This is a genomic window from Arthrobacter globiformis NBRC 12137, from assembly GCF_000238915.1.
Lineage (GTDB): Bacteria > Actinomycetota > Actinomycetes > Actinomycetales > Micrococcaceae > Arthrobacter > Arthrobacter globiformis.
In genome coordinates this window covers 85,002-110,497 of the sequence record NZ_BAEG01000051.1, presented here as the reverse complement: position 1 = coordinate 110,497, position 25,496 = coordinate 85,002, and the positions used below count along the sequence as shown (strand labels likewise).

Genomic DNA, 25,496 nt, shown 5'->3' with positions numbered 1-25,496 from the left:
GTGGCAGGGTAGGGGCTCGGGCTGGGCAAGGGTGACTTGCCGAAATGACGCGGGCGGTTGGCTGGCGTCAGGGAAGGGTCAGGATCTCGGCACCGGATTCAGTGACGAGGAGCGTGTGTTCGAACTGCGCGGTGCGCTTGCGGTCCCTGGTGACCACAGTCCAGTCGTCGGCCCACATGTCCCACTCGATGGCGCCGAGGGTCAGCATGGGCTCGATGGTGAACACCATGCCAGGCTCAATCACGGTGTTGTACGCCGGCGCGGCATCGTAATGCGGGATGATCAGCCCGGTGTGGAAGGCCTCGCCCACACCGTGTCCGGTGAAGTCGCGGACCACGCCGTAGCCGAAGCGCCTGGCGTACGACTCGATGGCGCGGCCGATCACGTTGATTTGGCGTCCGGGGGCCACGGCCTTGATGGCGCGGTTGAGGGACTCCTGGGTCCGCTCAACCAGCAGCCGCGACTCCTCGTCAACGTCGCCCACCAGGAAGGTGTAATTGGTGTCGCCGTGGACCCCACCGATGAAGGCGGTGATGTCAATGTTGAGGATGTCGCCGTCCTGCACCACCGTGCTGTCCGGGATGCCGTGGCAGATGACCTCATTCAGCGACGAGCACAGGGACTTGGGAAAGCCGCGGTACCCCAGCGTGGACGGGTAGGCGTCGTGGTCCAACAGGAATTCGTGGCCGATGCGGTCCAACTCGTCGGTGGTGATGCCCGGCCGGACGTGCTTGCCCACCTCCACGATGGCCTGCGCGGCGATCTTGCTGGCCACACGGATCTTCTCGATGGTTTCCGGTGATTTGACCTCTGACCCGGTGAATTTGGCCGGACCTGGCTTGCCGACATACTCCGGCCGCGGAATCGACGCGGGAACCTGCCGCTGCGGGCTGATGGTCCCCGGGGTAAGCGTGCCGGTGGGTGCGGTCGAGGCTAAGGAAGGCATAGATTGATCATATAAGGCAGCACAGAACGCCATGTAAATTAATGCGCCCGGCGGCTACCGTTGGGGGTTACGTTACGCGGATCACAGCGGCTGTGTGCCGTTAGCCGGAAAGCGAGGAAGACCGATGCCCGAGTACTGGTACAACGTCAAGACCCACATGGTGGAGGAAGACGCGATGTCGGACTGGACCCAGCTGATCGGTCCCTACAAGACCCGGGAAGAGGCGGAGCACGCACTCGAGAAGGTCAAGGCGCGCAACGAAACCTGGGAAAAGGGCGACGACGACTGATCCTCCGCTCCCAATGCCAGGCAGCGCTTCCGGAAGGCAAGCGCCGGTTTAGAATGAACGGGTTTAGAACGAATGCTCCGGTCCGGGAAACTGTCCGGACCGGACGTCGTCGCCGTAGGCCTTGGCCGCGTCGCTGAGGGCGGTCCGGAGGTCCGCGTACTGCTTGACGAATTTGGCCATCCTGCCGCCGCGGAGCCCGGCCATGTCCTGCCAGACCAGAACCTGCCCCGTGGTGGCATTGCCTGCGCCGATGCCGATGGTGGGCACCGAAATGGCAGCGTCCACGGCCTTTGCCGTCTCCGCGGGAACCATTTCCATGAGCACGCAGAACGCGCCAGCCTCGGCCAGCGCCGCGGCGTCGTCGACAAGCCGCGCGGCGTCGTCGCCCCGGCCCTGCACGCGGTAGCCGCCCAGGGAATGCTCACTCTGGGGCGTGAAGCCGATGTGGCCCATGACCGGAATGCCGGCCTGAACCATCGCCCTCACGGTTTCGGCGTAGAACTTGCCGCCCTCGAGCTTCACTGCGTGCGCCAGGCCTTCCTTGAGGAAGCGCACGCCGGTGGCCACTGCCTGCTGCGGCGAAACCTCGTAGCTGCCGAAGGGGAGGTCCGCCACCACCAGGGCGCGCTTCGCGGAGCGGGTGACCGCACGGCACAGCGGCAGCAGCTCATCGACGGTGACGGGCAGGCTGGTTTCGTTGCCAAAGACGTTGTTGGATGCCGAGTCGCCCACCAGGAGGACTTCGATGCCTGCCTCGTCGAAGATCTCTGCCGTGTACTGGTCATACGCCGTAAGCATGGCGAAGTGTTCGCCGCTGGTCTTGGCCTGCTGCAGGTGGTGGGTGCGGATCCGGGGGAGCGGCTTCCGGGCGGGTTCCGACGGCGGCGCTGCTGCTGCCGTGGGACCGTTCCCATAAGGTGCAGGTACTTCAGCGGACGTGCGTGGATCGGGACTGCTGCTTGAGGCCATGGCAAGAGCGTAGTCCGGGACCCGCCGTGCTAGCCACCGGCCGCCAGGGGATGCCGGGTGATTCGCGTCATAGCGGGTTTGCCCGGGCGGGCCTGCCCGGCCCCCGTTTGAGTGTTAACGCTGTGTTACGCGCCGCAGCCGCGCCAGCAGCACGCGTAAATGCTTAGTAAAGTGATCCGTGAGCTGCCGCTGCTCCGTCGTCGACGGACCGGGGCATGAACGTAGACCGGAGAAGAGGCCTTCATGGACCGCCAGCAAGAGTTTGTCCTGCGCACGATCGAAGAGCGCGACGTACGTTTTGTGCGCCTGTGGTTCACCGACGTCGTGGGCTCGCTCAAATCGGTGGCGCTGGCACCCGCGGAGGTCGAAGGCGCCTTCGAAGAGGGCCTCGGCTTCGACGGCTCGGCCATCGAAGGCCTTGCTCGTGTCTTCGAGTCGGACATGCTGGCCCAGCCGGACCCGTCCACCTTCCAGATCCTTCCGTGGCGCGGCGAGACCGAGCAGACGTCCCGCATGTTCTGCGACATCCTGACTCCCGACGGCGAGCCCTCGGCAGCGGATCCGCGAAACGTCCTCAAGCGCACCCTGGCCAAGGCCGCCGACATGGGGTTCACGTGCTACACGCACCCCGAGATCGAGTTCTACCTGCTCAAGTCGCAGGAGCCCGGCCCCGACGGTTCACCCATTCCGGTGGACGAGGGCGGCTACTTTGACCACGTCCCCGGCGGCGTGGCCCAGGACTTCCGCCGCACCGCCGTGACCATGCTGGAATCCGTGGGTATCTCCGTGGAGTTCAGCCACCACGAAGCCGGCCCGGGCCAGAACGAAATCGACCTGCGCTACGCGGACGCCCTGCAGACTGCGGACAACATCATGACCTTCCGTACGGTCATCAAGGAGGTGGCGCTGCAGCAGGGCACATACGCCACCTTCATGCCCAAGCCCTTCACGGCCCACCCGGGGTCGGGCATGCACACGCACTTCTCGCTCTTCGAAGGTGACACCAACGCCTTCTTCGAGGCAGGTGCCGAGTTCCAGCTCTCCAAGACGGCGCGCCAGTTCATCGCCGGTATTCTCAAGCACGCCCCCGAATTCACCGCGGTCACCAACCAGTTTGTCAACTCCTACAAGCGCCTCTGGGGCGGGGGAGAGGCGCCCAGCTACCTGAGCTGGGGGCACAACAACCGCTCCGCCCTTGTCCGTGTCCCGCTGTACAAGCCGGGCAAGGGACAGTCGGCCCGGATCGAATACCGCGGAATCGACTCAGCCGCCAACCCCTACCTTGCCTACGCCGTGCTCCTGGGCGCCGGGCTGAAGGGCATCGAGGAGGGCTACGAGCTGCCCGCAGCGGCGGAGGACGACATCTGGTCGCTGAGCTCCGCGGAGCGCCGGGCGATGGGCCACGACCCCCTTCCCGCCAGCCTGCACGACGCCATCCGGGCCATGGAGGACTCGGAACTGATGCCGCAGATCCTGGGCGAGCAGGTCTTCGAGCACTTCCTGCGCAACAAGCGGGCGGAGTGGCAGGACTACCGCCTGCAGGTGACCCCTTATGAGCTGCAGCGCAACCTCGCCATCCTTTAGGCGGCTGCGGTGAGCTTGGCCCGCCGGCTCATTACCGCCGGCTTCAGCGACCTCGAGAAGGGCGAACGGTTCCTCGCTGCCCCCGAGCTGGAGGGCATTGACCAGGACATCCTGTTCGCCGGCCTGCAGCTGGCCGCGAACCCCGACGCCGCGCTGCAGTCCCTGGTCAGGCTGATTGAGAAGCACCCGGACCTGCGGAAGCTGGCCGCGGCGGACACCGAGGTGAGCGAACCGCTCTACCGGGTCCTTGGCGCCAGCGAGGCACTGGGTGAATTCCTTATCCGGCATCCGGAGCACCTCGACGCCTTCAGTGTGACCGCCAGCCCGGAACCGCTCCAGGCCGACCCGGCCGAGCTGCGTGCACAGCTGCTCAGGTCGGTGCGGGCCGACCCCACCGCAGCCCGACCGGTGGCCGGCATCTCGGGTCCCGAGGCCTACGAGGCGCTCCGCACCGCCTACCGCCGGGGCGTGGTGGACCTCGCCGTCAAGGACCTCTGCGCTGCTGACCCGCTGGACTTTATGCCCGCCGTCGGCGCCGAACTCGCAGACCTGGCCGGCGCGGCCATCGAGGCCGCCCTTGCGGTCTCCCGCGCCGAAGCGGCGGGAAAGTTCGACGCCGGGGAGGTCGCCGACGTCGCACTGTCAGTGATCGGGATGGGCAAGTGCGGAGCCCGGGAACTGAACTACATCTCCGACGTCGACGTCATCTACGTGGTGGAGGCAGGCGAGCTGGACGACGCCCGGGCCAACACCATCGGCACCGCGCTGGCGTCCGGCATCTCGCGTGCCATTTCCTCGCCGGCGCGCGAGCCCGGCCTGTGGGAGGTTGATGCCAACCTCCGTCCGGAGGGGAAGTCCGGCCCGCTGGTCCGGACGCTGGCTTCGCACCAGAGCTACTACGCCCGGTGGGCGGAAAGCTGGGAGTTCCAGGCGCTTCTGAAGGCGCGCACCATTGCGGGCGACGCCGAGCTGGGCGCGCGCTACGAGGAGGCCGTCTCGCCGCTCGTGTGGACCTCGGCGAGCCGCGACGGATTCGTTGAGTCCGTGCAGGCCATGCGGCGCAGGGTGACAGAGCATATCCCGCCGGCCGAGGAACAGCGGCAGATCAAGCTGGGCCGGGGCGGGCTGCGGGACGTCGAATTCACTGTCCAGCTCCTCCAGCTCGTGCACGGTAAATCGGACGAATCCCTCCGCCGGCGCGACACGACGTCGGCCATAGCCGCACTGTCCACCGGCGGCTACATCGGCCGGGCAGACGCGGCCGCGTTCGACCACGCCTACCGGTACCTGCGGCTGCTCGAGCACCGCATCCAGCTTTTCCAGCTGCGCCGCACCCACCTCATGCCGGTCAAGGAGGAGCCCCTCCGCACCCTGGCCAAGGCAGTGCTGGGCCCCTTCTCAACCGACCGGCCGCACCCCGACGCGCTCCTTGCCGCATGGCAGCGGACCAAACGTTCCGTCCGCGAACTCCACGACCGGATCTTCTACCGTCCGCTCCTGAATACGGCCGCCAAGCTGAGCAGCGAGGACGCGCGACTGACTCCGGAAGCCGCGCAGGGCCGGCTCGCGGCACTCGGCTACCGGGATCCGCAGGGCGCACTTCGCCACATCGAGGCGCTGACAGCGGGGGTCAGCCGGCGTGCCGCCCTGCAGCGGCAGCTGCTGCCCATCCTCCTGGGCTGGCTGGCTGAGGGCGTGGACCCCGACGCCGGGCTGCTCGCCTTCCGCAGGATCAGCGAGGCCCTGGGCACCACGCACTGGTACCTCGGCATGCTGCGCGATTCCGCTGCGGCGGCCGAGCGGCTGTGCCACATGCTGTCCAACTCCCGCCTCATCGCCGACCTCCTCGAGGTGTCGCCGGAATCGGTGTCCTGGCTGGGGACGGACAAGGAACTGGCGCCGCTGAGCTTTGAGACGCAGTGGCAGGAGATCACCTCCAAGATGTCCCGGCACGCGGACCCGGAAAGCGCCATGCGCCTCATCCGGCTCATCCGGCGCCGTGAAATCCTTCGGATTGCCATCGCGGACAGCGCCGGCCTGCTCCGCCAGGACCAGGTGGGGGAGGCGCTGGCCGAGACGGACCGTGCCGCCATCCTTGGCGCCCTGCGGGTAGCGGAAAACATTGTCTCAGCTGCCGGCCCGTTGAAGACCTCGGTGCTGGTGGTGGCCATGGGCCGGCAGGGCGGGCTGGAGATCGGCTACGGGTCCGACGCCGACGTCCTGTACGTGCACCGTGCGCTGCCCGGTGCCTCGGACGATGAAGCCCAGCAGCAGGCCGCGAAGATCGTGGGCCATCTGTCCACCCTTCTGACACAGCCGCTCAAACCGGCGATCATGGCCGAGCGGGTTCTTGCCGTGGACGCTGACCTTCGCCCGGAAGGCAAGAACGGGGCGATGGTGCGGTCGCTGGAGTCGTACGGCGAGTACTACCGCCGCTGGTCGCTCATCTGGGAGGCGCAGGCACTGCTCCGTGCCCGGCCGATCGCGGGTGATGACGGCCTTGCGGCGGACTTCGTGAAGCTGATCGATCCCATCCGCTACCCGGACGCCGTCTCCGACGCGGACGTCCGGGAGGTCCGCCGCATCAAGGCGCGGGTGGAGTCCGAGCGGCTGCCCCGCGGCGCCGATCCTGCCCGGCACCTCAAGCTGGGACGCGGCGGCCTCAGCGACGTGGAATGGCTGGTACAGCTGCTGCAGCTCCAGCACGCCGGAAGCCACCCGGAACTGCGCACCACGTCCACCCTGAAGGCCCTTCACGCGGCGGCCTCGCTGGGGCTGCTGGAAGACGACGACGCCCGCCTGCTGGCCGACGCCTGGCGGCTCGCCAGCCGTATCCGTTCCGCGAACGTGATCTGGACGGGCCGCGCCTCGGACCTGCTGCCCTCGTCCCGGCGCGACCTGGAGGCCGTGGCCAGATGGTGCGGCTACGAGGAAGGGATGGCCACAGCGTTCGAGGAGGACTATCTGAGGGTGAGCCGACGGGCCCGCGCCGTGTTCGAGAAAGTCTTCTACGGCCACTGAACCGGTGCTAGGTTTGGGCGCATGGCTACCCAAATCTTCATGAACCTTCCCGTCAGGGACCTCGATCGATCCGTGCAGTTTTTCACGGCGCTGGGCTTTACGTTCAACCAGGACTACACGGATGAGAACGCCACCTGCATGGTGATCAACGATGACGCCTTCGTAATGCTCCTGGTGGAGAAATTCTTCAAGACGTTCACCGCCAAGGAGATCGTGGACGCGACCTCGGCCACCGAGGCCATCATGGCCTTCTCTGTGGATAGCCGGGAGGCCGTGGACCAGATGGTGGGCAAGGCCCTGGCCGCGGGGGGAACCGAATCGCAGCCGGTGCAGGACTACGGGTTCATGTACAGCCACAGCTTCCAGGATCCGGACGGGCACCTGTGGGAGGTCATGTGGATGGATCCGGCGGGTCCGCCCGCCGACGGGACGGCACCTGCTTCCTGACGGATCATGAGTCCGGACGTATGGCTCATTCCGTTGCGCGACCTGGATGCCGATGCCCGGGCCATCCACCTGGGTGCGGTGGCGGAACTGGAACTCGCACCGGGCCAGCAGGAGTTTGTGGGCGACCCGCTGCGCATGATGCTGGCCGGGCTCGAGGACGGGTCCCGCAGGCCCTATGTCGTCGAGGCGGGCGGCAGGGCTGCCGGGGTGCTGACGCTGCAGTCGGGGGCAGCCCGGCTGGCCGGCTGGCCCGACGACGACTCCGCCTGGCTGCTCCGTGGGTTCCTGATCGACAGACGGCGTCAGGGGCAGGGGCTGGGCCAGGCGGCTGCCTCCGCGGCAGTGGCGGCGGCCGCCAAACTGACGGCAAGGCTGGGAGGCGGCCAGACCGGCGTCGTGCTTTCAGTCAACCAGAGCAATCCCGCCGGGCAGGGAGCCTACCTGAAGGCCGGTTTTGTGGACAAGGGCCTCTACCTGGGCAGCGAGACCGGTCCGCAGCGGACCATGTACGCCCCCTTCTGACCGATCATCCCGTACGGAAATACCGCCGGACCGTTGCGCCAGCACGGGGGCGTGCCTACGCTGTGTCTTGGCAGTGCACTTCAAACCTTGTTGGGGGGAAGGCTTGAAAAGGTCTTCGTCTCGGAGGCACTCGCCGGAACAGGCTGGCTCCCGGTCTCAGCACGCCTGGAGCCAGCTTTCGGCACCGGAGCCTCCGTACCGCCAGCCTCCGTACCGCGAAAGCCGGCAGGATTTGGCACGCCAGGACGCGGAGCACGCCCGCGCACACGCGAAGGGCGGCCGCGCCAGGAGGCTCAGGAGGGCCGAGCTTCTGCTCATCGGGGCGGGTGTTGCCGCCACGCTCATCGGGGCGGCCTACCAGTACGCCGGGATCAGGAGCACGTTGGAAAGCAGCACCGCTTCCTCCCTGTATGCCCAGCAGCAGGAGATCGACAGGATCTTCGTGGACAACGTCGACCTGCAGCCGTACTTCTGGCACCGCCAGGAACTGCCCGACGCATCGGCGATCCGGGATCCTGCGGCGAAGCTGGGAGCACAGCAGCTGGCTGCCCGGGCTGAAGCGACGGCCCACCGCATCCTGGATCACTTCGCCCACCTCAAATACCAGATGGGAACGCAGGCGTTCACCTCCGAACGGTCCGACTGGGAGGCCTACATGCGGCGGAGTTTCGCGGACTCCCTCATCCTGTGCCGGGCTTTGCGGGGAGACCAGGAAGCTTTTGGCGGCACCGGTGCGGACTCCCTCTGGGGGCGCTACGCAGAGGAACCCTGCCGGGGCTCATGAGCGGGGTCTTTCGGACCGTGTCCTAATCGTGAGAATTGTCCCCGGCGATCCTCCGCCAAGGCCACATTCGGGCGAGTAGTTTCAGTGCACCACTAAAGGGAAGGTGCGCGGCCATGACTATCACTGAATACATCTCAGGCATTGCGATTATGACCGGATCGCTGGTAGGCGTCTTGGGCCTTTCTTTCGCGATCCTCCGTGCCCGGTCCCACCAATAACCCGGTGGGCGGAGGCGTGAAATCCCTCGGCGCGGGGGCTTTCGAAGAATCGGCAGTTGTTCTACCGTTGCGGCTATGAAACTGCATGTGACATACCAAGGTGGAGACAAGGACAGTAAGTCTGAGCTTCGAGAATTATCGGAGTTCCCGATTGAACTTCCCGGGGGCAGGTACGACTTGACCTTCAGGCACGCGAGTCAGGACCCCGATCCGACGGAGGCCGCGGCCAAGTGGGTGTCCCAGGAGTCGTGAACCGCAGACGACGAAAGGCCGGCTCCAGGTAATGAAACCTGGGGCCGGCCTTCGCTGTAACGGGATCCTTACGGACTAAAACCGGTTTAGCCCTTGATCTGGCTAGACGCCGTAGTACAGCTCGAACTCGTAGGGGTTCGGGCGCAGGGACAGCGGGCGGATCTCGTTCTCGTACTTGTACTCGATCCAGGTGTCGATCAGGTCCTGGGTGAACACTCCGCCGGCCTGCAGGAACTCGTTGTCCTCAGCCAGTGCCTGCAGTGCCTCCTCGAGGGTGCCCGGAGCCTTGGGGATGTCCTTGGCTTCCTCGGCGGGGAGCTCGTAGAGGTCCTTGTCGATCGGAGCCGGCGGTTCGATGCGGTTGCGGATGCCGTCGATGCCGGCCATCAGCTGGGCAGCGAAGGCCAGGTACGGGTTGGAGGAGGGGTCCGGAGCGCGGAACTCGATGCGCTTCGCCTTCGGGTTGGAGCCCGTGATCGGGATACGGATACCGGCGGAGCGGTTGCCCTGCGAGTAGACCATGTTGACCGGGGCTTCGAAGCCCTTGACCAGGCGGCGGTAGGAGTTGACCGTCGGGTTGGTGAACGCGAGGACGGCGTCGGCGTGCTTCAGCAGGCCGCCGATGTACCAGCGGGCGGTGTCGGACAGGCCGGCGTAGCCCTTCTCGTCGTAGAACAGCGGCTCGCCGTTGCTCCACAGCGACTGGTGGCAGTGCATGCCCGAGCCGTTGTCACCGAAGACCGGCTTCGGCATGAAGGTGACGGACTTGCCCCAGGCGTCAGCGGTGTTCTTGATGACGTACTTGAACTTCTGCAGGTCATCAGCCGCGTGGGTCAGCGTGGTGAACTTGTAGTTGATCTCGGCCTGGCCGGCGGAGCCAACTTCGTGGTGGCTGCGCTCGACCTCAAGGCCGGCCTCGTCCAGGGCAACACACATGGCGTCGCGCAGGTCGGCCTGCTTGTCGGTCGGGGAAACCGGGAAGTAACCGCCCTTGACGGGGGTCTTGTAGCCGAGGTTTCCGCCCTCTTCTTCACGTCCGGTGTTCCAGTGCGCTTCTTCGGAGTCGATCTTGTAGAAGCTGCCCTCGGGGGAGGACTGGTACTGGACGTTGTCGAACACGAAGAACTCTGCTTCGGGAGCGAAGAACGCGGTGTCGGCGATGCCGGTGGAGGCGAGGTAGGCCTCAGCCTTCTCTGCCACGCCGCGCGGGTCGCGGTGGTACGGGTCGCCGGTGCGGGGGTTCACGATCGAGAAGTTCAGCGCAAGGGTCTTCTCCATGCGGAACGTGTCCAGGAACGCGGTGGTGACGTCCGGAATGAGCTGCATGTCAGACTCGGCGATGCCCTGGAAGCCGCGGATGGAAGAACCATCGAAAAGCTGGCCGTTGACGAAGAAGTCGGCGTCCACGCTCTTGGCGGGCACGTTGAAGTGCTGCTGAACGCCGGGGAGGTCGGTGAAGCGAATGTCGATAAACCGAATGTCTTCATCTTTGATGAACTTGAGGACTTCGTCCGCAGTCTTGAACATCTATGCTCCTTACGCATATGTAATAACTGGCTCTAAAGCCAAGTGGTCCAGCGCAATCCAATGAGCGGAAACACAAAAGTGCCCCGCTCCAGGCTCGCTAGCAACTGTTACCACCCTAGGGATTGGGGATTTCCCGTCCGTGTCCGCTTTGTTTCCGGCAGGTTACAGAACCTACTGATATGTAAACGCTATACGGTGTCCACACTGTGGTCCACGCCTATCCAAAGTGTGAACGTCCGCGGTGCTGCCGGCCGCTCGGTAAACTTGGTAGGTGGTAGATCGCAAAGACATTGGTTCGTGGCTCAGCGGGCCTGACACTTCCGGCATTTCCAAGTACCCGGGGGAACGCCTGGGCTTTCCCGAATCGGGCACCGGATCCATGGCCCGCGCCGGCCGGCGCATCCTGGCGATCACCATCGACTGGGCCATCGCGCTGCTGATCAGCAACGTGTTCCTCGCCGGCAATTCCATGGCCACGCTTGCCGTCTTTGCCGCCGAGCAGATCCTGCTAATCGGAACCCTGGGCTACAGCATCGGCCACCGAGTGATGGGCATCCACGTGGTGAAGCCGGATGGCTCAGCTGCCGGTCCGCTGGCCGCCCTGGTCCGCACTGTGCTGCTCTGCCTGGTAATCCCGGCGGTGATCTTCGACCCCGACCAGCGCGGACTCCATGACAAGGCCATGAACACGGTCCTCGTCCGCAGGTAGCCGCCCGGCCGCGAGGTACCCCCGGCGGAGCGCCCACCGCTCAAACAGGACGGTGGCGAAGGGGAAAACCGCCGAGAGGCCGGCGAACAGTGCCACCTTAAACGGCCAGCGCTGCAGCCGCCACAAGACCAGGGCGGCCACCCCGTAGCCGATGAACAGCGCCCCATGCACCGGTCCGGCAATCTCCACGCCGAGTTCGGTGGTCCCGGCGATCCACTTGAAGTACATGCCGGCCAGGAGTGCGGCCCAGCTGAAAGCTTCGGCCACCGCCAGCAGGCGGAAGGCGCGGACGACGGCGGACGCAGACGGGAATTTCACAGGAGGCTCCGGCTTCTGTAGGGGCTGGGGTCTGGCTGGTGTGTGTCGTTGAAATGAAAACGCCCCGGGGCCGGCGCAGATGCGGCGGCCGCCGGGGCGGATCAGGCGGACTAGCGTCCGCGCTGGGGGCGGGCCTTGTAGGGGTCCACGCCCTTGGGGATCGGGAGGCGGGTGCCCAGCGACGAGATGCGCTTGGACACTGCGCTGACCTCGGTCTTGGTGAGCTCCTTGTTGAGCTTGTTCATCTTTTTCGCGACCTGGCTGATGGGCACCTGGCCCTCGCCGCGTCCGGTCTCGATGACGTGGATGGTGACATTGGGAAGGATGCGCGCCAGCTTCTTCCGTTCGCCTTCGATCAGCGGGCGCACACGGTGCGTGGGCCCTTCAGCAACGAGTACGACGCCGGGACGCCCGACAGCGCGGAAAACGGCGTCCTGGGTCCGCGGGTTCACAGCCACGGGCTGCTCCTCGGTGATCCAGCCGCGCTTGAGCGTGCTGAGGGCAGCCCCCGACGCTCCCGGCTGGTTTTCGATCTGGGCGAACGCAGCCCGCTCGGCGCGGCGCGAAAGGATGAACGTTGCCGCAAGGAATCCCAGCGGGATGCCGATGATCAGGCCTGTAATCCAGTTATTCAGCAACAGGCCAACCACGAGGCTGACGGCCACGACGCCCAGGAACGCCAGGAGCATGAGCCACGGAACCATGGGGTCGTGGCGGCGGGTCATATTGAAGACTTCGCGGATCTGCTTGAGCCGGCTGGGCTTCTTTTCCTTCACGGCCTTGGGTTTGCGCCCAAAGAGACCGCGCTTGGAGGCATCAGCGGCCGCAGGAGTGTTGTTGCTGGAGTCAGGGGATTTCGCCATAGTGCCTTAATTCTACGTGATCCACGACAAAGGGCCGGACGCCGGAAAGTACCAGTGTCCGGCCCCTGGCCGTGGGAAATATATGGTGTTACTGGTGCGCTGCGAGCAGGGAGCTGGCTTCCTGGCGGGTGGATCCGGAGGATTCGATGTGGGCGAGTTCGGCGGGGATTTCCCAGCCCTTTTTGCGCATCGCGGTGGCCCAGAGCCGGCCGGCCCGGTAGGAGGAACGGACCAGGGGGCCGGACATGACGCCGAGGAAGCCGATCTCTTCGGCCTCGGTGGCGAGGTCGACGAATTCCTGCGGCTTGACCCAGCGGTCCACCGGGAGGTGGCGTTCGGAGGGGCGCAGGTACTGGGTGATGGTGATCAGGTCGCAGCCGGCCTGGTGCAGGTCCTTCAGGGCTTCGGAGATCTCGTCGCGGGTTTCGCCCATGCCCAGGATGAGGTTGGACTTGGTGACCATGCCCAGGTTCCGGCCCTGGGTGATGACGTCCAGGGAGCGTTCGTAGCGGAACGCGGGCCGGATGCGCTTGAAGATGCGTGGCACGGTTTCGACGTTGTGGGCGAAGACCTCGGGTTTGGAGTCGCAGATCGCGGCGATGTGCTCGGGTTTGCCGGAGAAGTCCGGGATGAGGAGTTCGACGCCGGTGCCGGGGTTCAGTTCGTGGATCTTGCGGACTGTTTCGGCGTAGAGCCAGACGCCTTCGTCTTCGAGGTCGTCGCGGGCGACGCCGGTGACGGTGGCGTAGCGGAGCTGCATGGCCTGGACGGAGCGGGCGACCTTGGTGGGTTCGAACCGGTCCACGGGGGAGGGTTTGCCGGTGTCGATCTGGCAGAAGTCGCAGCGGCGGGTGCATTCGGAGCCGCCGATCAGGAAGGTGGCTTCCTTGTCTTCCCAGCATTCGAAGATGTTGGGGCAGCCGGCCTCTTCGCAGACGGTGTGCAGGCCTTCCTTCTTGACCAGGTTCTTCAGACCGACGAATTCCGGGCCCATCTGGACCTTGGCCTTGATCCAGTCCGGTTTGCGTTCCACCGGGGTGGCCGCATTGCGCTGCTCGATCCGCAGCATTTTCCGGCCTTCTGGTGCCAGTGTCACAGGAGAGCTCCTTCGGGGGTTGCAACTAGGGCGTCTTCATTGTTGCGCAGTTCCTCGGTGATCCGCGAAACGAGATCTGCCGGGGACACGTCGCGGCCAGTTTCCTGGGCGATGGTGGTCACACCCGCATCGGTGATCCCGCAGGCGATGATCTGGCCGTACGGTGCGAGGTCGTTGTTGCAGTTGATGGCGAAGCCGTGCATGGTGACGCCCTGGCTGACCCTGATGCCGATAGCGGCGATCTTGCGTGCGGGGCCCTTGGCGTCCTCTTCGATCCAGACGCCTGCGCGCCCCTTGATCCGGACAGCCGTGATGCCATAGTCGGCGAGCACAGCGATGATCACGGCCTCCAGGCGCTCAACGTAGTCCCGGATGCCGGCCTTGTTCTTCAGTTTGATAATCGGGTATCCGATGAGCTGGCCCGGCCCGTGCCAGGTGAGCTTGCCGCCGCGGTCCACGGGAACCACGGGCGTGCCGTCGAAGGGCCGCTCGTGATCCTCGGTCAGCTTTCCGGCCGTGTAGACGGCGGCATGTTCGAGGAGGAGTACCGTGCTGGGGGCCTTGCCGGCCAGGACATTTTCATGGATTTCGCGCTGGATGTCCCAGGCGTGGCTGTAATCGACGAAATCCGGGGCAAGACCGAGCTTTGTGAACTCAAGAGTCATGCGTTCCAGCTTAGACCTCAGCCGGCTTCCTGCCAGATAGTGTGCCCAAGCTCTCACCCTGTTGCCGGTCACATTCCGCGCCATCCCTGACGACGGCGGGGCCCCCGGCTTGCCTGTGGATAACTTCTGCAGGAATCCCCGGATTCCGGTACTCCTTAAGCCATGGACCAGCACAGCCCGGAAAACCACAGCCTCGAAATGCGCAGCCCGGAAAGCAGCCGCAGAGCCAATCCGCACGGTTCCGCCGGGGAAGCGCCTGCCGTCGCGGGCTATTCGGTGTGCCGCTGGCTGGGCCGGGGCGGCAGCGCGGACGTGTGGCTGGTCTCGCAGGACTCCACCGGCGTGAAGCTTGCCCTGAAGTGCTTCGGCCGCCCACGGGGCAGCGGTGAATCTAGCAGCGATGAACCAGGCAGCGGTGAACCAGGCGCTGCGGGCATGCCCCCTGCCGTGGCGCGGGAGGAGGATGTCCGCCGTGAACTGCTCGTCATGTCAGTGCTGGACCACGAGCACCTGGTGAAGGCCTGCGGGGTGGTCAGGACGGATGAGGCTGGAGGGGGCAGCTTTGGCCTCCTCATGGACTACGCGGCCGGTGGCTCGCTCCAGCAGATGGTCACGGCGAGGGGCGTCCTGAGTGTCGGCGAGACGGTCACTGTTCTGACCCCGATCGCGCAGGTCCTGGGCTACCTGCACGGCAAGGGCTTCACCCACTCCGACGTCGCACCCGGCAACGTGCTTTTCACCGCCCACGGGAAGCCGCTGCTGGCCGACCTCGGCGTGGCCCGGATGGTCGGGGACGCTTCCGGCATTCCTGACCGGCACACCGAAGGCTTCACGGATCCGGCTCCGGTGGACGCAGTCCGGGCGGGACTCCAGCCGGAACGAGACGTCTATGCGGCCGCCGCCTTGGGCTGGTACTGCCTCACCGGACAACCACCTCCGCCGTCAGCGGCGAGGCCACCGCTCTCGCTGCTTGTGCCGGAGGTGCCGGCCGAGCTGGCAGCGGTGCTGGAAGCGGGACTCAGCGACGACCGCCGGCAACGTCCCGCCGCCGCCGAGTTTGCCACGGCCGTGTACCGCAGCGCGGCCGCGGTCCCTGTGGATCTGTCCCGCTCCGTCCATGACACGGTCCTGCCCGAGCTGCTGACGCGCAGGCCCGTCCCGCCGCCGGGCGGGCGGGTGAAGAAGCGCCTGCTCGCCTGGGGAAGGCGTTTGCGGACGGCCGCGTGGGTGGGTCCCTTGGGCCGGCCGTCATGGCATGGAGCGCCGGCGGACCCGGTTCCGTCGGTCCCGCAACCAGATCCCAGGTACGCCGCGGTGAGGCGCGTGGCCAGGCACGCTGCGGCCAGGCACGCCTTGGCCAGGCACGCTGCGGCCACGCACCCGGCTCACGCTGCGGTCAGGCACCCCGCGGTGAGGCGCGCCGCAGACAGGCAGCGCGGCCGCAGCCGCCGACTGGCAGTGGCCGGCGGCGTGCTCACGGCGGCGGTTCTCGCTGGCGCCGGGCTAGTGGGGCTGCCCGGCACGGCGCAGGAAGCAGGCCCGGCAGCACAAGAGCCAGCAGCACAAGAGGTGTACCTGCCGGCCGGTCCCGCACCTTCGCAAGGCCCCGACCTTCCCGATGATGTCAGGCGGCGGCTCGCGGCGAAGGATCCGGTGGAGGCCGTCCTCGGACTGGCGCAGCTGCGGTCACTGGCGCTGCGGGAGGGCAGGCTGGATTTGCTCGACGATGTGAATGCTCCGAATACTCCCGCTCATGCCGCAGACCGGCGGATCCGGGCCGGGCTGGAGAAATCCGGGACAGTGCTGGCCGGGTTCACCACGAGCCTCTCCGCCGTGCGCCGCCTGCCCGGAAGCACGCCCGGGAGGGCAGTGGTGGCGGTGACGTCGTCGACCTCGGCTTATGAGGAGCGGTCGGCCGGCGGCGCCGTCGTGGCTGCCGGAACGCGGCAGCAGGACACCAGGCTGCGGCTTGTCCTGGTCCAGACCGCGGGACGCTGGCGCATCGCAGACATCCTGCCGGCAGGCTGAACACCACCCAAAACGGAGAACGACTATTTGTCGCCGGCGACCCAGGCGGCGGCAAGCGCCACCGAATGGTGCTGCCAGGTGAACCCGCTGTTCCTGAGCAGCGTCGGCTCGAGCCGCTGGCTGGCGAGCAGGAGTTCGTCGGCCAGCTTGCCCATAACGAGGCGCAGTGCCGGGGCCGGCGCACGCAGCACCGCGGGGCGGTGAAGGGCCCTTGCCAGCCCCGCCACGAGGGTGTTGACATCGGCGGCCTCCGGCGCCGCCACATTCACGGGGCCCGAAGTCCCGGAGGTGAGGAGGAATTCGAACGCTGAGGTGAGGTCGGGGAGGGTGATCCATGGCCAGTACTGCCGGCCGTTGCCCAGAGGACCGCCAACGCCTGCCCGCAGCAGTGGCAGCAGGCGTCCCATGGCCCCGCCTGACCTGCTCAGCACCACTGCGGTCCGCGGGGTCACAACCCGGACTCCGGCGGGGGCTTCATGGGCTGCCGCTTCCCACTCGACGCAGATGCGCGCCATGATGCCCTGCCCGGCGGGGGACTCCTCGGTCAGCATGGCCTGCCCGGCGTCGCCGTAGTATCCGGCCCCGGACTGGCTGATGAAGATCCGGGGCGGGGAGTCGAGGTGGCGCATCGCCGAAGTCAACGTCCGCGTGGGATCGAGGCGGGACCGGAACAGCTCATCGATCCGGTGCGGTGTCCATGGCCTGGCGCCGATGTTGGCGCCGGAAAGGTTGACGACGGCGTCGGCGCCCTCAAGGCAACCCGGGTCCAGAGTCCCGCTGGCGGGATCCCAAGGGATCTCCGACGGCGACGACGGCGGCCGTCTCACCAGCCTGACGACGTCGTGCCCGTCGGAGACGAGGCGGGAGGAGAGTGCGGTTCCGATGAGCCCGGAGGCACCGGCCATGACAATTCGCATGATCCATCTCACCATGCCCGGCACGGCAGGGCACCTCCACGATGGCTCATGTCACGTTGACTATGATCGAACGATGACCTCTTCGAGTTACCTCCGGTTCCCCCATGTTCACGGCGATCTGGTCACGTTTGTGGCCGAGGACGACGTCTGGATTGCAGCCCTCAGCGGCGGCCGCGCCTGGCGTGTTTCCTCGCTCCAGCTGCCGGCCCGCAACCCGCGCTTTACGCCGGACGGAAAGAAGCTGGTCTGGACGGTCGTGCAGGGGACGGCTCCCGAGGTGGTCATCGCTGATGTCGACGGCGGGGGATACCGCCAGCTGACCTTCTTCGGACACAGCACCACGCGGGTCAAGGGCTTTACCCCTGCCGGGGACATCGTGGTCACCAGCGCATTCCGCCAGGCCGAGAGCCGCCACACACACGCGTACCGGCTGTCCACCGACGGCGGCTGGGCCGAGGAGCTTCCGCTGGGACCGGTTGAGTCCGTGGCCTTCGGCCCGGAACTCGGGGACGAAAAGCCAGTAGTGGTGGGCAGCGTGCTGTCCCGCGAACCGGCCTGGTGGAAGCGCTACCGCGGCGGTACCGCCGGAAAGCTCTGGATCGACAGTGACGGTAACGGCGAGTTTGAGCGGCTCCTGCCGGAGCTGGACGGCAACCTCGCCGATCCCATGTGGGTGGACGGGCGCATCGCCTTCCTCTCCGACCACGAAGGCTACGGCAACCTGTACTCTGTCCTGCCCGGCGGCGGGGACCTGCGGCGCCACACCGACCACGAGGACTTCTACGTCCGCCACGCCTCCACCGACGGCAAGCGAGTCATCTTCGAATCTGCCGGTGAGCTCTGGCTCCTCCATGACCTCGGGTCCGAGGCTGTCCGGCTGGAGATTGCGCTCGGATCGGCGTCCCAGGGCCGCCGCCCCTCACTCCTCAAGGTCGCCAAGCACCTGGGTGACGTCCGGCCGGACGCTACCGGGGAAGCCAGCGCCGTGGAGGCCCACGGAACCATCCACTGGCTGCGGCACAAGGACGGACCGTCCCGCGTGGTGGAGGCGACGGCCGGCGTCCGCGCCCGCCTGCCGCGTCCGCTTCCCGACGGCCGCATCGCCTACGTGGCAGATCACGACGGCGACGAAGCCCTGTTCATCAGGGAAATCGCCCCGCAGGTCCCGATACGCGACGGAGGGGTCCGGGCGGCCAAAGCCGCCAGCGCAGCCAAGGGCAACGGCGCTGCCCCGGATACCGCCTCCGCCTCGGACCAGCAGGAAGCCGCGGCTCCCGCCGTGCCGCTGCCCAGGCCTGTTTCCGCCGCCGGAGTAGCGGGGCCCCGCGCCACCCACCCGGTGGCCGACGACGCGGCGGCCGACCTCGCCCCTGCGGAGGCGGCAACCGAAACAACGGCTGGCCAGGCAACCGGCACTGTTGCGGCCGAATCAAGCCCGCTCACGGTCCGGTTCCCCAAGCCTTCACGCGCCAGCGCGATTGAAGCCAGCCCCGACGGCCGCTGGGTCGCCATCGGAACCGCCTTTGGCGACCTGTACCTTGCCGACACGCAGGACGGCGCGCTGACGGCGGTAACCAGCATCGGCGAGGGCAGCATTGAGGACCTCGCATGGTCGCCGGACTCCGCATGGCTCGCCTGGTCCGAACCGGTGACTTCCTTTGGCTCACGCAGCCGCCTGCGGCTGGTCCGCGCCACCACCCGGGAAACGAAGCCCCGGGAAACGAACCCCAGCGCAACCAACACTCCGGAGGTCAAAGCCGGAGAGGCCGCCATCGTGGAGGTGACGGACGGGCGCTTCCGGGACGAATCGCCGTCGTTCTCCCCGGACGGCAAGTTCCTTGCCTTCCTTTCCAACCGCAGTTTCGATCCGGTCTACGACGGCCATTCCTTTGACCTGTCCTTCCCCAGCCCGATCAAGCCCTACCTCGTGGCACTGGCGGCGGACACCGCTTCGCCGTTCGGCCCCAGCGTGGCCCTGGCAGACGGACCCGGACAGGACGGCACCGCAGCCACGTCCGACGCAGCCGCCGCGGGCGAGACCGCACCGGCCACTGTCCGGGTGGACGCCGAAGGCCTGGCCCACCGGGTCATCAGCGTCCCGGTTCCGCAGGGCAACTACTCGGACCTGACCGCCGCCGACGGCGCGCTGCTGTGGCTCGACAGCGCCCTTGCCGGCGTCACCGGGGAGGGCAGGGCAAGCCTGGAGGACAAGAACGCGGCACCGAGCCTGGTCCGCTTCGACCTGGCCAAGCGCAAGAGCACCACCCTCGTGGAAGCCGTGCACAGCTACCGGCTGTCCGGTGACGGCAAGAAGGTGGTCCTGGTCCACGACAATCAGGTCCGCGTGGTGCCGGCCGACGCCAAAGCGGACGAGGATTCCGGCCAGCTGGTCAAGGTGGACCTCACCCGCATCCGCGTCCTGATGGATCCGCTGAGCGTGTGGGGCCAGGCGTTCGATGAAGCGTGGCGGCTGCAGCGCGACTTCTTCTGGACCGAGGACATGGCAGGCCAGGACTGGGACTCCATCCACGCCCGCTATCGCCCGCTCGTGGAGCGGCTCGGATCCCATGACGACCTGGTGGACCTGCTGTGGGAACTGCACGGCGAGCTCGGCACATCGCACGCCTACGTGCGCCCGGCCGCGGCCACGGAAAACGGCAGCAACGGCCAGGGCCGGCTGGGTGCCGACCTCGCGTTCACCGGCGAGGGCTGGGAAATCGAGCGCATCCTGGCCGGCGAATCGTCGGACCCGCTGGCCACCTCGCCGCTGACGCGCCCGGGCGCCGACGCCAAGGCCGGGGACGTCCTGCTGGCCATTGACGGCGTACGCCTGACAGAGTCGCTGACACCGGCCATGCAGCTGGTGGGCGCGGCCGGCCGGGCGGTGGAACTGACCATCCGCAACGGCGCCGGCCACGGACCGGCGGCCGGGGTCCAGCGCCGGATCGCCGTCGTCCCCATCAGGGATGAGGAACGGCTCCGGTACCAGGACTGGGTGAACGCCAATCGCCGCACCGTGCGCGAGGCGTCGGACGGCAAGTTCGGCTACCTGCACATTCCGGACATGATGGCCAACGGCTGGGCGCAGCTCCACCGCGACCTGGACACCGAGACTGCGCTCGATGGTCTGATCGTGGACGTGCGCCGCAACCGCGGCGGACACACCTCCCAGCTCGTTGCCGAACTGATCGGGCGGAAGGTGACGGGCTGGAGCATGCCCCGCGGCGAAAAGCCGCGGACGTATCCGCACCACGCGCCGCGCGGTCCGGTCATCATCCTGGCCGATGAATTCGCCGGTTCCGACGGCGACATCATCACGCAGGTCTCGAAGCTGCGAGGCATCGGCCCGGTGATCGGCACGCGCACCTGGGGTGGCGTCGTGGGCATCGACAACCGCTTCACGCTGGCCGACGGAACAGGCGTTACCCAGCCCCGCTACGCCACCTGGTTCGGCGGCGGCGTGGGCTGGAGCGTCGAAAACCACGGAGTGGCTCCGGACATTGAGGTGACGTTCCCGCCGCACGCGTACGCTGCCCGCCGGGACCCGCAATTGGAGTCCGGCATCACGGCGCTGAAGGAAATGGTCCAGGAGCTCCCCACGGACCGGCCGCCGGCCCGCGAGGGCTACCGCCGGTTGCGCCCCGAGCCGCTGCCGGCGCGCCGCCACAGCCAGGCGTAGCAGGCCGTTCAAATGCCGGAATGCCGCCGGCGCAAGCCGGCGGCATTCCGGAAAGCACGAAGGCCCCGTTCCCGACTGGATTCACCAGGGGAACGGGGCCTTCGGGCTTTAAGGCTAGGAAGCCAGTGTGGCGTCCAGGGTGATGTCGATGCTGGCGAGGGCACCGGAGACAGGGCAGCCAACTTTGGCCTCAGCTGCGATCTTCTGGAATTCATCTTCGGTGATGCCGGGGACCTTGGCGTTCAGGGTCAGGTGGCTGCCCGTGATGCCGGTACCGGGCTGGAACGTGACGTCCGCCTTGGTGTGCACCTCTTCCGGCGTGTGGCCAGCCTGCGCCAACGCGTGGCTGAAGGCCATGGAGAAGCAGGCGGAGTGGGCTGCGGCGATCAGCTCTTCGGGGCTGGTCTTGCCTTCTGAGGCCTCCGTGCGGGCCTTCCAGGTGACCTCGTAGGTGCCCAGTCCGGAGCTGTCGAGTGTGGTGTTGCCCGCGCCCGTCATCAGGTCGCCGTTCCATACAGTGTGTGCGGTGCGTGTTGCTGCCATTTCCACTCCTTAGCTTGGGATCAATCATGGCCGGGCTGGCGCCCGGACCGTCCTCCACAATCCTATGGATTCGCTGCCTCCGGTGCACGGGTTGTCCGCTGTCAGAGGATTATGACCGGAGCCGCCAACGACGACGGCGACGCCCCTTCCCAAGGGGGCGTCGCCGTCGTCGTTGGCATGGCAGAGGGCGGTTACTGCCAGAGCGTGGCGATGGCGACGTTCAGGAGGGCCAGCCCGCCGACGCTGTGGGCAAGCCCGGCGGAGATCGGCTCGCCCTTCTTGTACTTGCGGCGGCCGATGAAGGCCAGAACGCCGACGACCAGGGCGACGGCGAACTTGATGCCAAGTTTGGCATAGTTGGCGTCCATGTCGAGCGCGGGGATCAGGCCCATCATCACGATGCCGGTGAGGAGCTGGAGTGCCGCGCCGTCGAACTGCCGGGGGTGGACGGTCGGCTTCTTCATGTTGCCGATCCAGATGCCGACGATCATGGCGGCGCCGACGATGTGCAGGAAGACCATGACGTTATAGACGATGTTCATGGCATCAGTCTAGCCAGATACTTCTACGCGCCGTAGTAAGGCGCGGCTGAAGCTCGGGCTACCGTTGGCCAAACAAACGACGACGGCGGTGCGGCCTTCCGGTGGCAATCCACCGGCGTCCGCACCGCCGTCGTTTTCGGCTGTTGTTACCGTCCCCTGTTGGTTACAGTCCCAGGTCCGCTTCGAACGCGCCTTCTTCGAGGCGGGCCTTCAGCGTCTGCAGGAAGCGTCCGGCGTCCGCGCCGTCCACCAGGCGGTGGTCGTACGTGAGGGACAGGTACATCATGGAGCGGATGGCGATCGAGTCGTCACCGTTCTCGTCCTGGACCACCACGGGGCGCTTGACGATCGCACCGGTGCCGAGGATGCCGACCTGCGGCTGGTTGATGATCGGGGTGTCGAACAGCGCACCGACAGAACCAATGTTGGTGATGCTGAACGTACCGCCGGACAGTTCGTCCGGACCGATCTTTCCGTCGCGCGTGCGGCCGGCGACGTCGGCGATCTTGCCCGCCAGACCGGCGAGGTTCAGGTTGCCCGCGTCGGAGATGACCGGAACCAGCAGGCCCTTGTCGGTGTCCACCGCAATCGCCAGGTGCTCGGCGTTGTGGTAGGTGATCTCCTGCTTGTCCTCGTCATAGGCAGCGTTCAGCTTGGGGTGCTGCTTGAGGGCCTCGGCCACGGCCTTGGCAATGAAGGGCAGGAACGTCAGCTTGACGCCGTTCTGGGCCTGGAACGAGTTCTTGGCCTTGAGGCGGAGCTTGGCGATCTTGGTCATATCGACCTCGTGCACCTGGGTCAGCTGGGTGGAGACCTCGAGGGACTCGCGCATGCGGCGGGCGATGACCTGGCGGATGCGCGGTGCCTTCTGCACGGTGCCGCGCAGCGATGAAGCCGCCGCAGACGGTGCTGCGGAGGCGGCGGCCGGGGCTGCCTGTGCTGCGGCTGCCGGAGCGGCCTTGGACTCAGCGGCGGCCAGGACATCCTGCTTGCGGATGCGGCCACCAACGCCGGTGCCGGAGACGGAAGCGATGTCCACGCCGTGCTGGTTGGCGAGCTTGCGGACCAGGGGGGTGACGTAGCCGGACTCGGCGCCTGCGGCCGGTGCAGCCTGCGGAGCAGGTGCGGCCTCCGGTGCCGGTGCGGCCTGGGGTGCCGGTGCAGCCTGGGGAGCGGGTGCTGCCTGGGGAGCCGGCGCTGCCTGGGGAGCCGGCGCGGGGGCGGCTTCCTGGGCGGGGGCGGCCTTCTCAGCTGCGGGCTGTTCGGCAGCGGGGGCGGCGGGCTGCTCAGGAGCAGCAGCAGGAGCAGCGGCGCCCGAGCCAATCACGGCGAGGACAGAGCCAACCTCGGCGGTCTCGTCCTCGTTGACGCGGATTTCCTGCAGGGTGCCGGCCACGGGGACGGGATTTCGGTGTCCACCTTGTCGGTGGAAACTTCGAGCAGCGGCTCGTCAACTTCCACGGAGTCGCCAACGGCCTTGAGCCAGCGGGTGACGGTGCCTTCGGTGACGCTCTCGCCAAGGGCCGGCAGGGTGACTTCGTGGCCTTCGCCGGAGGAGGCAGGTGCTGCCTCTGCGGCAGGTGCTTCCTGGGCCGGTGCCTCTTCGGCGGGTGCTGCGGGTGACTCTTCAGCAGGTGCAGCCGGTGCTTCCTCAGCGGGAGCTGCTGCGGGGGCTTCGGCAGCGCCGCCGCCCGAGCCGTCACCGATGCGCACCAGGGGCGCGCCAACTTCAGCGGTCTCGTCTTCGGCGACGAGGATTTCCTCGATGACGCCGGCGATCGGAGAGGGGATTTCGGTGTCTACTTTGTCGGTGGATACCTCGAGCAGCGGTTCGTCCACCTCTACCCGGTCACCTACCTGCTTGAGCCAGCGGGTGACAGTTCCTTCGGTGACGCTCTCACCGAGGGCGGGCAAGTTAACGGATTCAGACATGTCGTCCCCGTTCTCCTTATTGATCTAAAAGTGCGGATGAATTGCTGCATTGTTCGAGCCTGGTGCACCCTGCTGTTCGAGCCGGTGCACCAGGCCCTTGTGTCTTGCGGAGTTGCCTCGCGGAACGACTTAGCCGTGGAGGGGCTTGCCCGCCAGAGCCAGGTGCGCCTCGCCCAGGGATTCGTTCTGGGTCGGGTGGGCGTGGACCAGCGCGGCCACGTCCTCGGGGTAGGCTTCCCAGTTCACGATCAGCTGGGCTTCGCCGATCTGCTCACCCATGCGGGCGCCGATCATGTGGACGCCGACGACGGGGCCGTCCTTCTGGCGGACCAGCTTGACGATGCCGCTGGTGCCCAGGATGGAGCTCTTGCCGTTGCCGGCGAGGTTGTATTCCTGGGTGTCGACCTGGTCGTCGCCGAACTTGGCCTTGGCGGCCTTCTCGGTGTAGCCGACCGTCGCAATTTCCGGCTCGGAGTAGGTGACCTTGGGGATGTTGACGTCTTCGACGATGACAGGCTTCAGGCCGGCGATTTCCTCGGCGACGAAAATGCCCTGCTGGTAGCCGCGGTGCGCCAGCTGCACGCCGGGGACGATGTCGCCGACAGCGTAGATGTTGCCCACGCCGGTGTGCAGGCGCTCGTTGGTGATGACGAAGCCGCGGTCGATGGTGAGGCCCGCCTCTTCATAGCCGAGGTTGGCGGTGACGGGTCCGCGGCCGACGGCCACGAGGAGCAGGTCGGCTTCGAAGGTCTTGCCGTCGACAAGGGTGACCTTGACGCCGTCGTCGTTCTGCTCGACACCCTGGAAGAAGACGCCGGTGGAGAACTTGATGCCGCGCTTCTTGAAGGCGCGCTCAAAGTTCTTGACGATCGTCGCGTCCTCGTTCGGGACGAGGGAGGGGAGGCCTTCAACGATCGTGACGTCAACACCGAAGGACTTCCAGACGGAAGCGAACTCGACGCCGATCACGCCGCCGCCCAGGATGATCGCGCTCTTGGGGATGTAGTCCATGGTGAGTGCTTCATCGGAGGTGATGACCTTGCCGCCGATTTCCAGGCCCGGCAGCGTGCGGGAGTAGGACCCGGTCGCAAGCACGATGTTCTTGCCCTTGTAGGCGGTGCCGTTCACGACGACGGTGTCGGTGCCCTGGAGCTTGCCTTCACCCTCGATGACGGTGATGCCCTTGGACTTGATCAGGCCCTGCAGGCCCTTGAACTTGCCGGCAATGATGCCGTCCTTGTAGGCGTTGACAGCGGTGATGTCGATGCTGTCGAGCGTCACGTTCACGCCGTACTTGGCGGAGTCGCGGGCGTGGTCGGCCAGCTCCGCGGAGTGCAGGAGAGCCTTGGTGGGGATGCAGCCGTTGTGCAGGCATGTTCCGCCGAGCTTGCCCTTCTCCACGAGGCCAACGGTGAAGCCAAGCTGAACGGCCCGGAGAGCCGTGGCGTACCCGCCGCTGCCACCACCGAGTACCAGGATGTCGAATTCTTGCGCAGTTGCCTGATCGGCCACTTAGACGCTCCCTCGCGTGAACGATGACACGAGAGTACGCATCATCTGGTCTTGGAAATTGCTCTGCCGTGATTATGCCAGCAGGCCTTTTCCCTTTCATTTGTGACTACCGTGGTTCACCTTAGCGAACCAC

General features: G+C 66.8%; 19 protein-coding genes and 2 pseudogenes. 9 read left to right on the top strand and 12 right to left on the bottom strand.

Annotated features, from left to right (window positions below):
• Nucleotides 1–67: 67 nt before the first annotated feature.
• Nucleotides 68–946, bottom strand: a complete 879-nt coding sequence (gene map / locus ARGLB_RS09795; protein WP_003801721.1) for a type I methionyl aminopeptidase — start codon at nt 944–946, stop codon at nt 68–70.
• 124 nt (nt 947–1,070) lie between these two features.
• Here map and ARGLB_RS23025 point away from each other — a divergent pair, with 124 nt between their 5' ends.
• Nucleotides 1,071–1,235 (top strand): SPOR domain-containing protein, encoded by a 165-nt coding sequence (locus tag ARGLB_RS23025; RefSeq protein WP_003801719.1) that lies wholly within the window; start codon nt 1,071–1,073, stop codon nt 1,233–1,235.
• 63 nt (nt 1,236–1,298) lie between these two features.
• Here ARGLB_RS23025 and panB read toward each other — a convergent pair whose 3' ends face one another.
• Nucleotides 1,299–2,204 (bottom strand): 3-methyl-2-oxobutanoate hydroxymethyltransferase, encoded by a 906-nt coding sequence (gene panB / locus ARGLB_RS09790; RefSeq protein WP_003801716.1) that lies wholly within the window; start codon nt 2,202–2,204, stop codon nt 1,299–1,301.
• A 243-nt stretch (nt 2,205–2,447) separates the two neighbouring features.
• Here panB and glnA (ARGLB_RS09785) point away from each other — a divergent pair, with 243 nt between their 5' ends.
• The 5 genes from glnA (ARGLB_RS09785) to ARGLB_RS09765 all read left to right on the top strand — a co-directional run bounded on the left by glnA (ARGLB_RS09785) (nt 2,448) and on the right by ARGLB_RS09765 (nt 8,562).
• The gene (glnA, locus tag ARGLB_RS09785; RefSeq protein ID WP_003801714.1) at nt 2,448–3,788 is read left to right on the top strand and encodes a type I glutamate--ammonia ligase; all 1,341 of its coding nucleotides are present in this window, start codon (nt 2,448–2,450) and stop codon (nt 3,786–3,788) included.
• Between the two features lie 9 nt (nt 3,789–3,797).
• A complete protein-coding gene (locus tag ARGLB_RS09780; protein WP_003801713.1) occupies nt 3,798–6,809 on the top strand; it encodes a bifunctional [glutamine synthetase] adenylyltransferase/[glutamine synthetase]-adenylyl-L-tyrosine phosphorylase in 3,012 nt (1,003 codons plus the stop codon).
• 21 nt (nt 6,810–6,830) lie between these two features.
• Nucleotides 6,831–7,256 (top strand): VOC family protein, encoded by a 426-nt coding sequence (locus ARGLB_RS09775; protein ID WP_003801710.1) that lies wholly within the window; start codon nt 6,831–6,833, stop codon nt 7,254–7,256.
• 6 nt (nt 7,257–7,262) lie between these two features.
• Nucleotides 7,263–7,778 (top strand): GNAT family N-acetyltransferase, encoded by a 516-nt coding sequence (locus tag ARGLB_RS09770; protein ID WP_003801708.1) that lies wholly within the window; start codon nt 7,263–7,265, stop codon nt 7,776–7,778.
• Nucleotides 7,779–8,010: 232 nt separating this feature from the next.
• Complete coding sequence (locus ARGLB_RS09765; protein WP_003801706.1) at nt 8,011–8,562, top strand: hypothetical protein; 552 nt, start codon at nt 8,011–8,013, stop codon at nt 8,560–8,562.
• A gap of 572 nt (nt 8,563–9,134) precedes the next feature.
• On the opposite strand, the gene glnA (ARGLB_RS09760) is transcribed toward ARGLB_RS09765, so the two are convergent.
• Entirely contained in the window at nt 9,135–10,559 is a 1,425-nt protein-coding gene (gene glnA / locus ARGLB_RS09760) for a type I glutamate--ammonia ligase (RefSeq protein WP_003801701.1), read from the bottom strand.
• Nucleotides 10,560–10,830: 271 nt separating this feature from the next.
• Here glnA (ARGLB_RS09760) and ARGLB_RS24065 point away from each other — a divergent pair, with 271 nt between their 5' ends.
• Nucleotides 10,831–11,268, top strand: a complete 438-nt coding sequence (locus ARGLB_RS24065; RefSeq protein ID WP_003801699.1) for an RDD family protein — start codon at nt 10,831–10,833, stop codon at nt 11,266–11,268.
• Nucleotides 11,269–11,274: 6 nt separating this feature from the next.
• Here the strand turns inward: ARGLB_RS24065 and ARGLB_RS22765 are convergent.
• The 4 genes and pseudogenes from ARGLB_RS22765 to lipB all read right to left on the bottom strand — a co-directional run.
• Nucleotides 11,275–11,586: pseudogene (locus ARGLB_RS22765) on the bottom strand (DUF3817 domain-containing protein); the annotation flags it as partial.
• A gap of 110 nt (nt 11,587–11,696) precedes the next feature.
• Complete coding sequence (locus ARGLB_RS09750; RefSeq protein ID WP_003801697.1) at nt 11,697–12,449, bottom strand: DUF4191 domain-containing protein; 753 nt, start codon at nt 12,447–12,449, stop codon at nt 11,697–11,699.
• 88 nt (nt 12,450–12,537) lie between these two features.
• The gene (gene lipA, locus ARGLB_RS09745) at nt 12,538–13,545 is read right to left on the bottom strand and encodes a lipoyl synthase (protein ID WP_003801694.1); all 1,008 of its coding nucleotides are present in this window, start codon (nt 13,543–13,545) and stop codon (nt 12,538–12,540) included.
• Complete coding sequence (gene lipB / locus ARGLB_RS09740) at nt 13,542–14,210, bottom strand: lipoyl(octanoyl) transferase LipB (RefSeq protein ID WP_003801692.1); 669 nt, start codon at nt 14,208–14,210, stop codon at nt 13,542–13,544. Before lipB ends, lipA begins: the two co-directional genes overlap by 4 nt.
• A 162-nt stretch (nt 14,211–14,372) precedes the next feature.
• Here lipB and ARGLB_RS09735 point away from each other — a divergent pair, with 162 nt between their 5' ends.
• Entirely contained in the window at nt 14,373–16,238 is a 1,866-nt protein-coding gene (locus tag ARGLB_RS09735; protein WP_003801690.1) for a serine/threonine protein kinase, read from the top strand.
• Between the two features lie 23 nt (nt 16,239–16,261).
• Here ARGLB_RS09735 and ARGLB_RS09730 read toward each other — a convergent pair whose 3' ends face one another.
• Nucleotides 16,262–17,155 (bottom strand): TIGR01777 family oxidoreductase, encoded by an 894-nt coding sequence (locus ARGLB_RS09730; protein WP_043418656.1) that lies wholly within the window; start codon nt 17,153–17,155, stop codon nt 16,262–16,264.
• Nucleotides 17,156–17,228: 73 nt separating this feature from the next.
• On the opposite strand from ARGLB_RS09730, the gene ARGLB_RS09725 reads away from it, so the two are divergent.
• On the top strand, nt 17,229–20,834 hold the full coding sequence (locus tag ARGLB_RS09725) for a S41 family peptidase (RefSeq protein ID WP_003801685.1): 3,606 nt from the start codon (nt 17,229–17,231) through the stop codon (nt 20,832–20,834).
• Between the two features lie 114 nt (nt 20,835–20,948).
• Here the strand turns inward: ARGLB_RS09725 and ARGLB_RS09720 are convergent, their stop codons facing one another.
• The 4 genes and pseudogenes from ARGLB_RS09720 to lpdA all read right to left on the bottom strand — a co-directional run bounded on the left by ARGLB_RS09720 (nt 20,949) and on the right by lpdA (nt 25,363).
• On the bottom strand, nt 20,949–21,377 hold the full coding sequence (locus ARGLB_RS09720; RefSeq protein ID WP_003801682.1) for an OsmC family protein: 429 nt from the start codon (nt 21,375–21,377) through the stop codon (nt 20,949–20,951).
• Between the two features lie 191 nt (nt 21,378–21,568).
• Nucleotides 21,569–21,919 (bottom strand): hypothetical protein, encoded by a 351-nt coding sequence (locus ARGLB_RS09715; protein ID WP_003801680.1) that lies wholly within the window; start codon nt 21,917–21,919, stop codon nt 21,569–21,571.
• 163 nt (nt 21,920–22,082) lie between these two features.
• Nucleotides 22,083–23,851: pseudogene (gene sucB / locus ARGLB_RS09710) on the bottom strand (2-oxoglutarate dehydrogenase, E2 component, dihydrolipoamide succinyltransferase).
• Between the two features lie 129 nt (nt 23,852–23,980).
• Nucleotides 23,981–25,363 (bottom strand): dihydrolipoyl dehydrogenase, encoded by a 1,383-nt coding sequence (gene lpdA, locus ARGLB_RS09705; RefSeq protein WP_003801672.1) that lies wholly within the window; start codon nt 25,361–25,363, stop codon nt 23,981–23,983.
• Between the last annotated feature and the right edge of the window lie 133 nt (nt 25,364–25,496).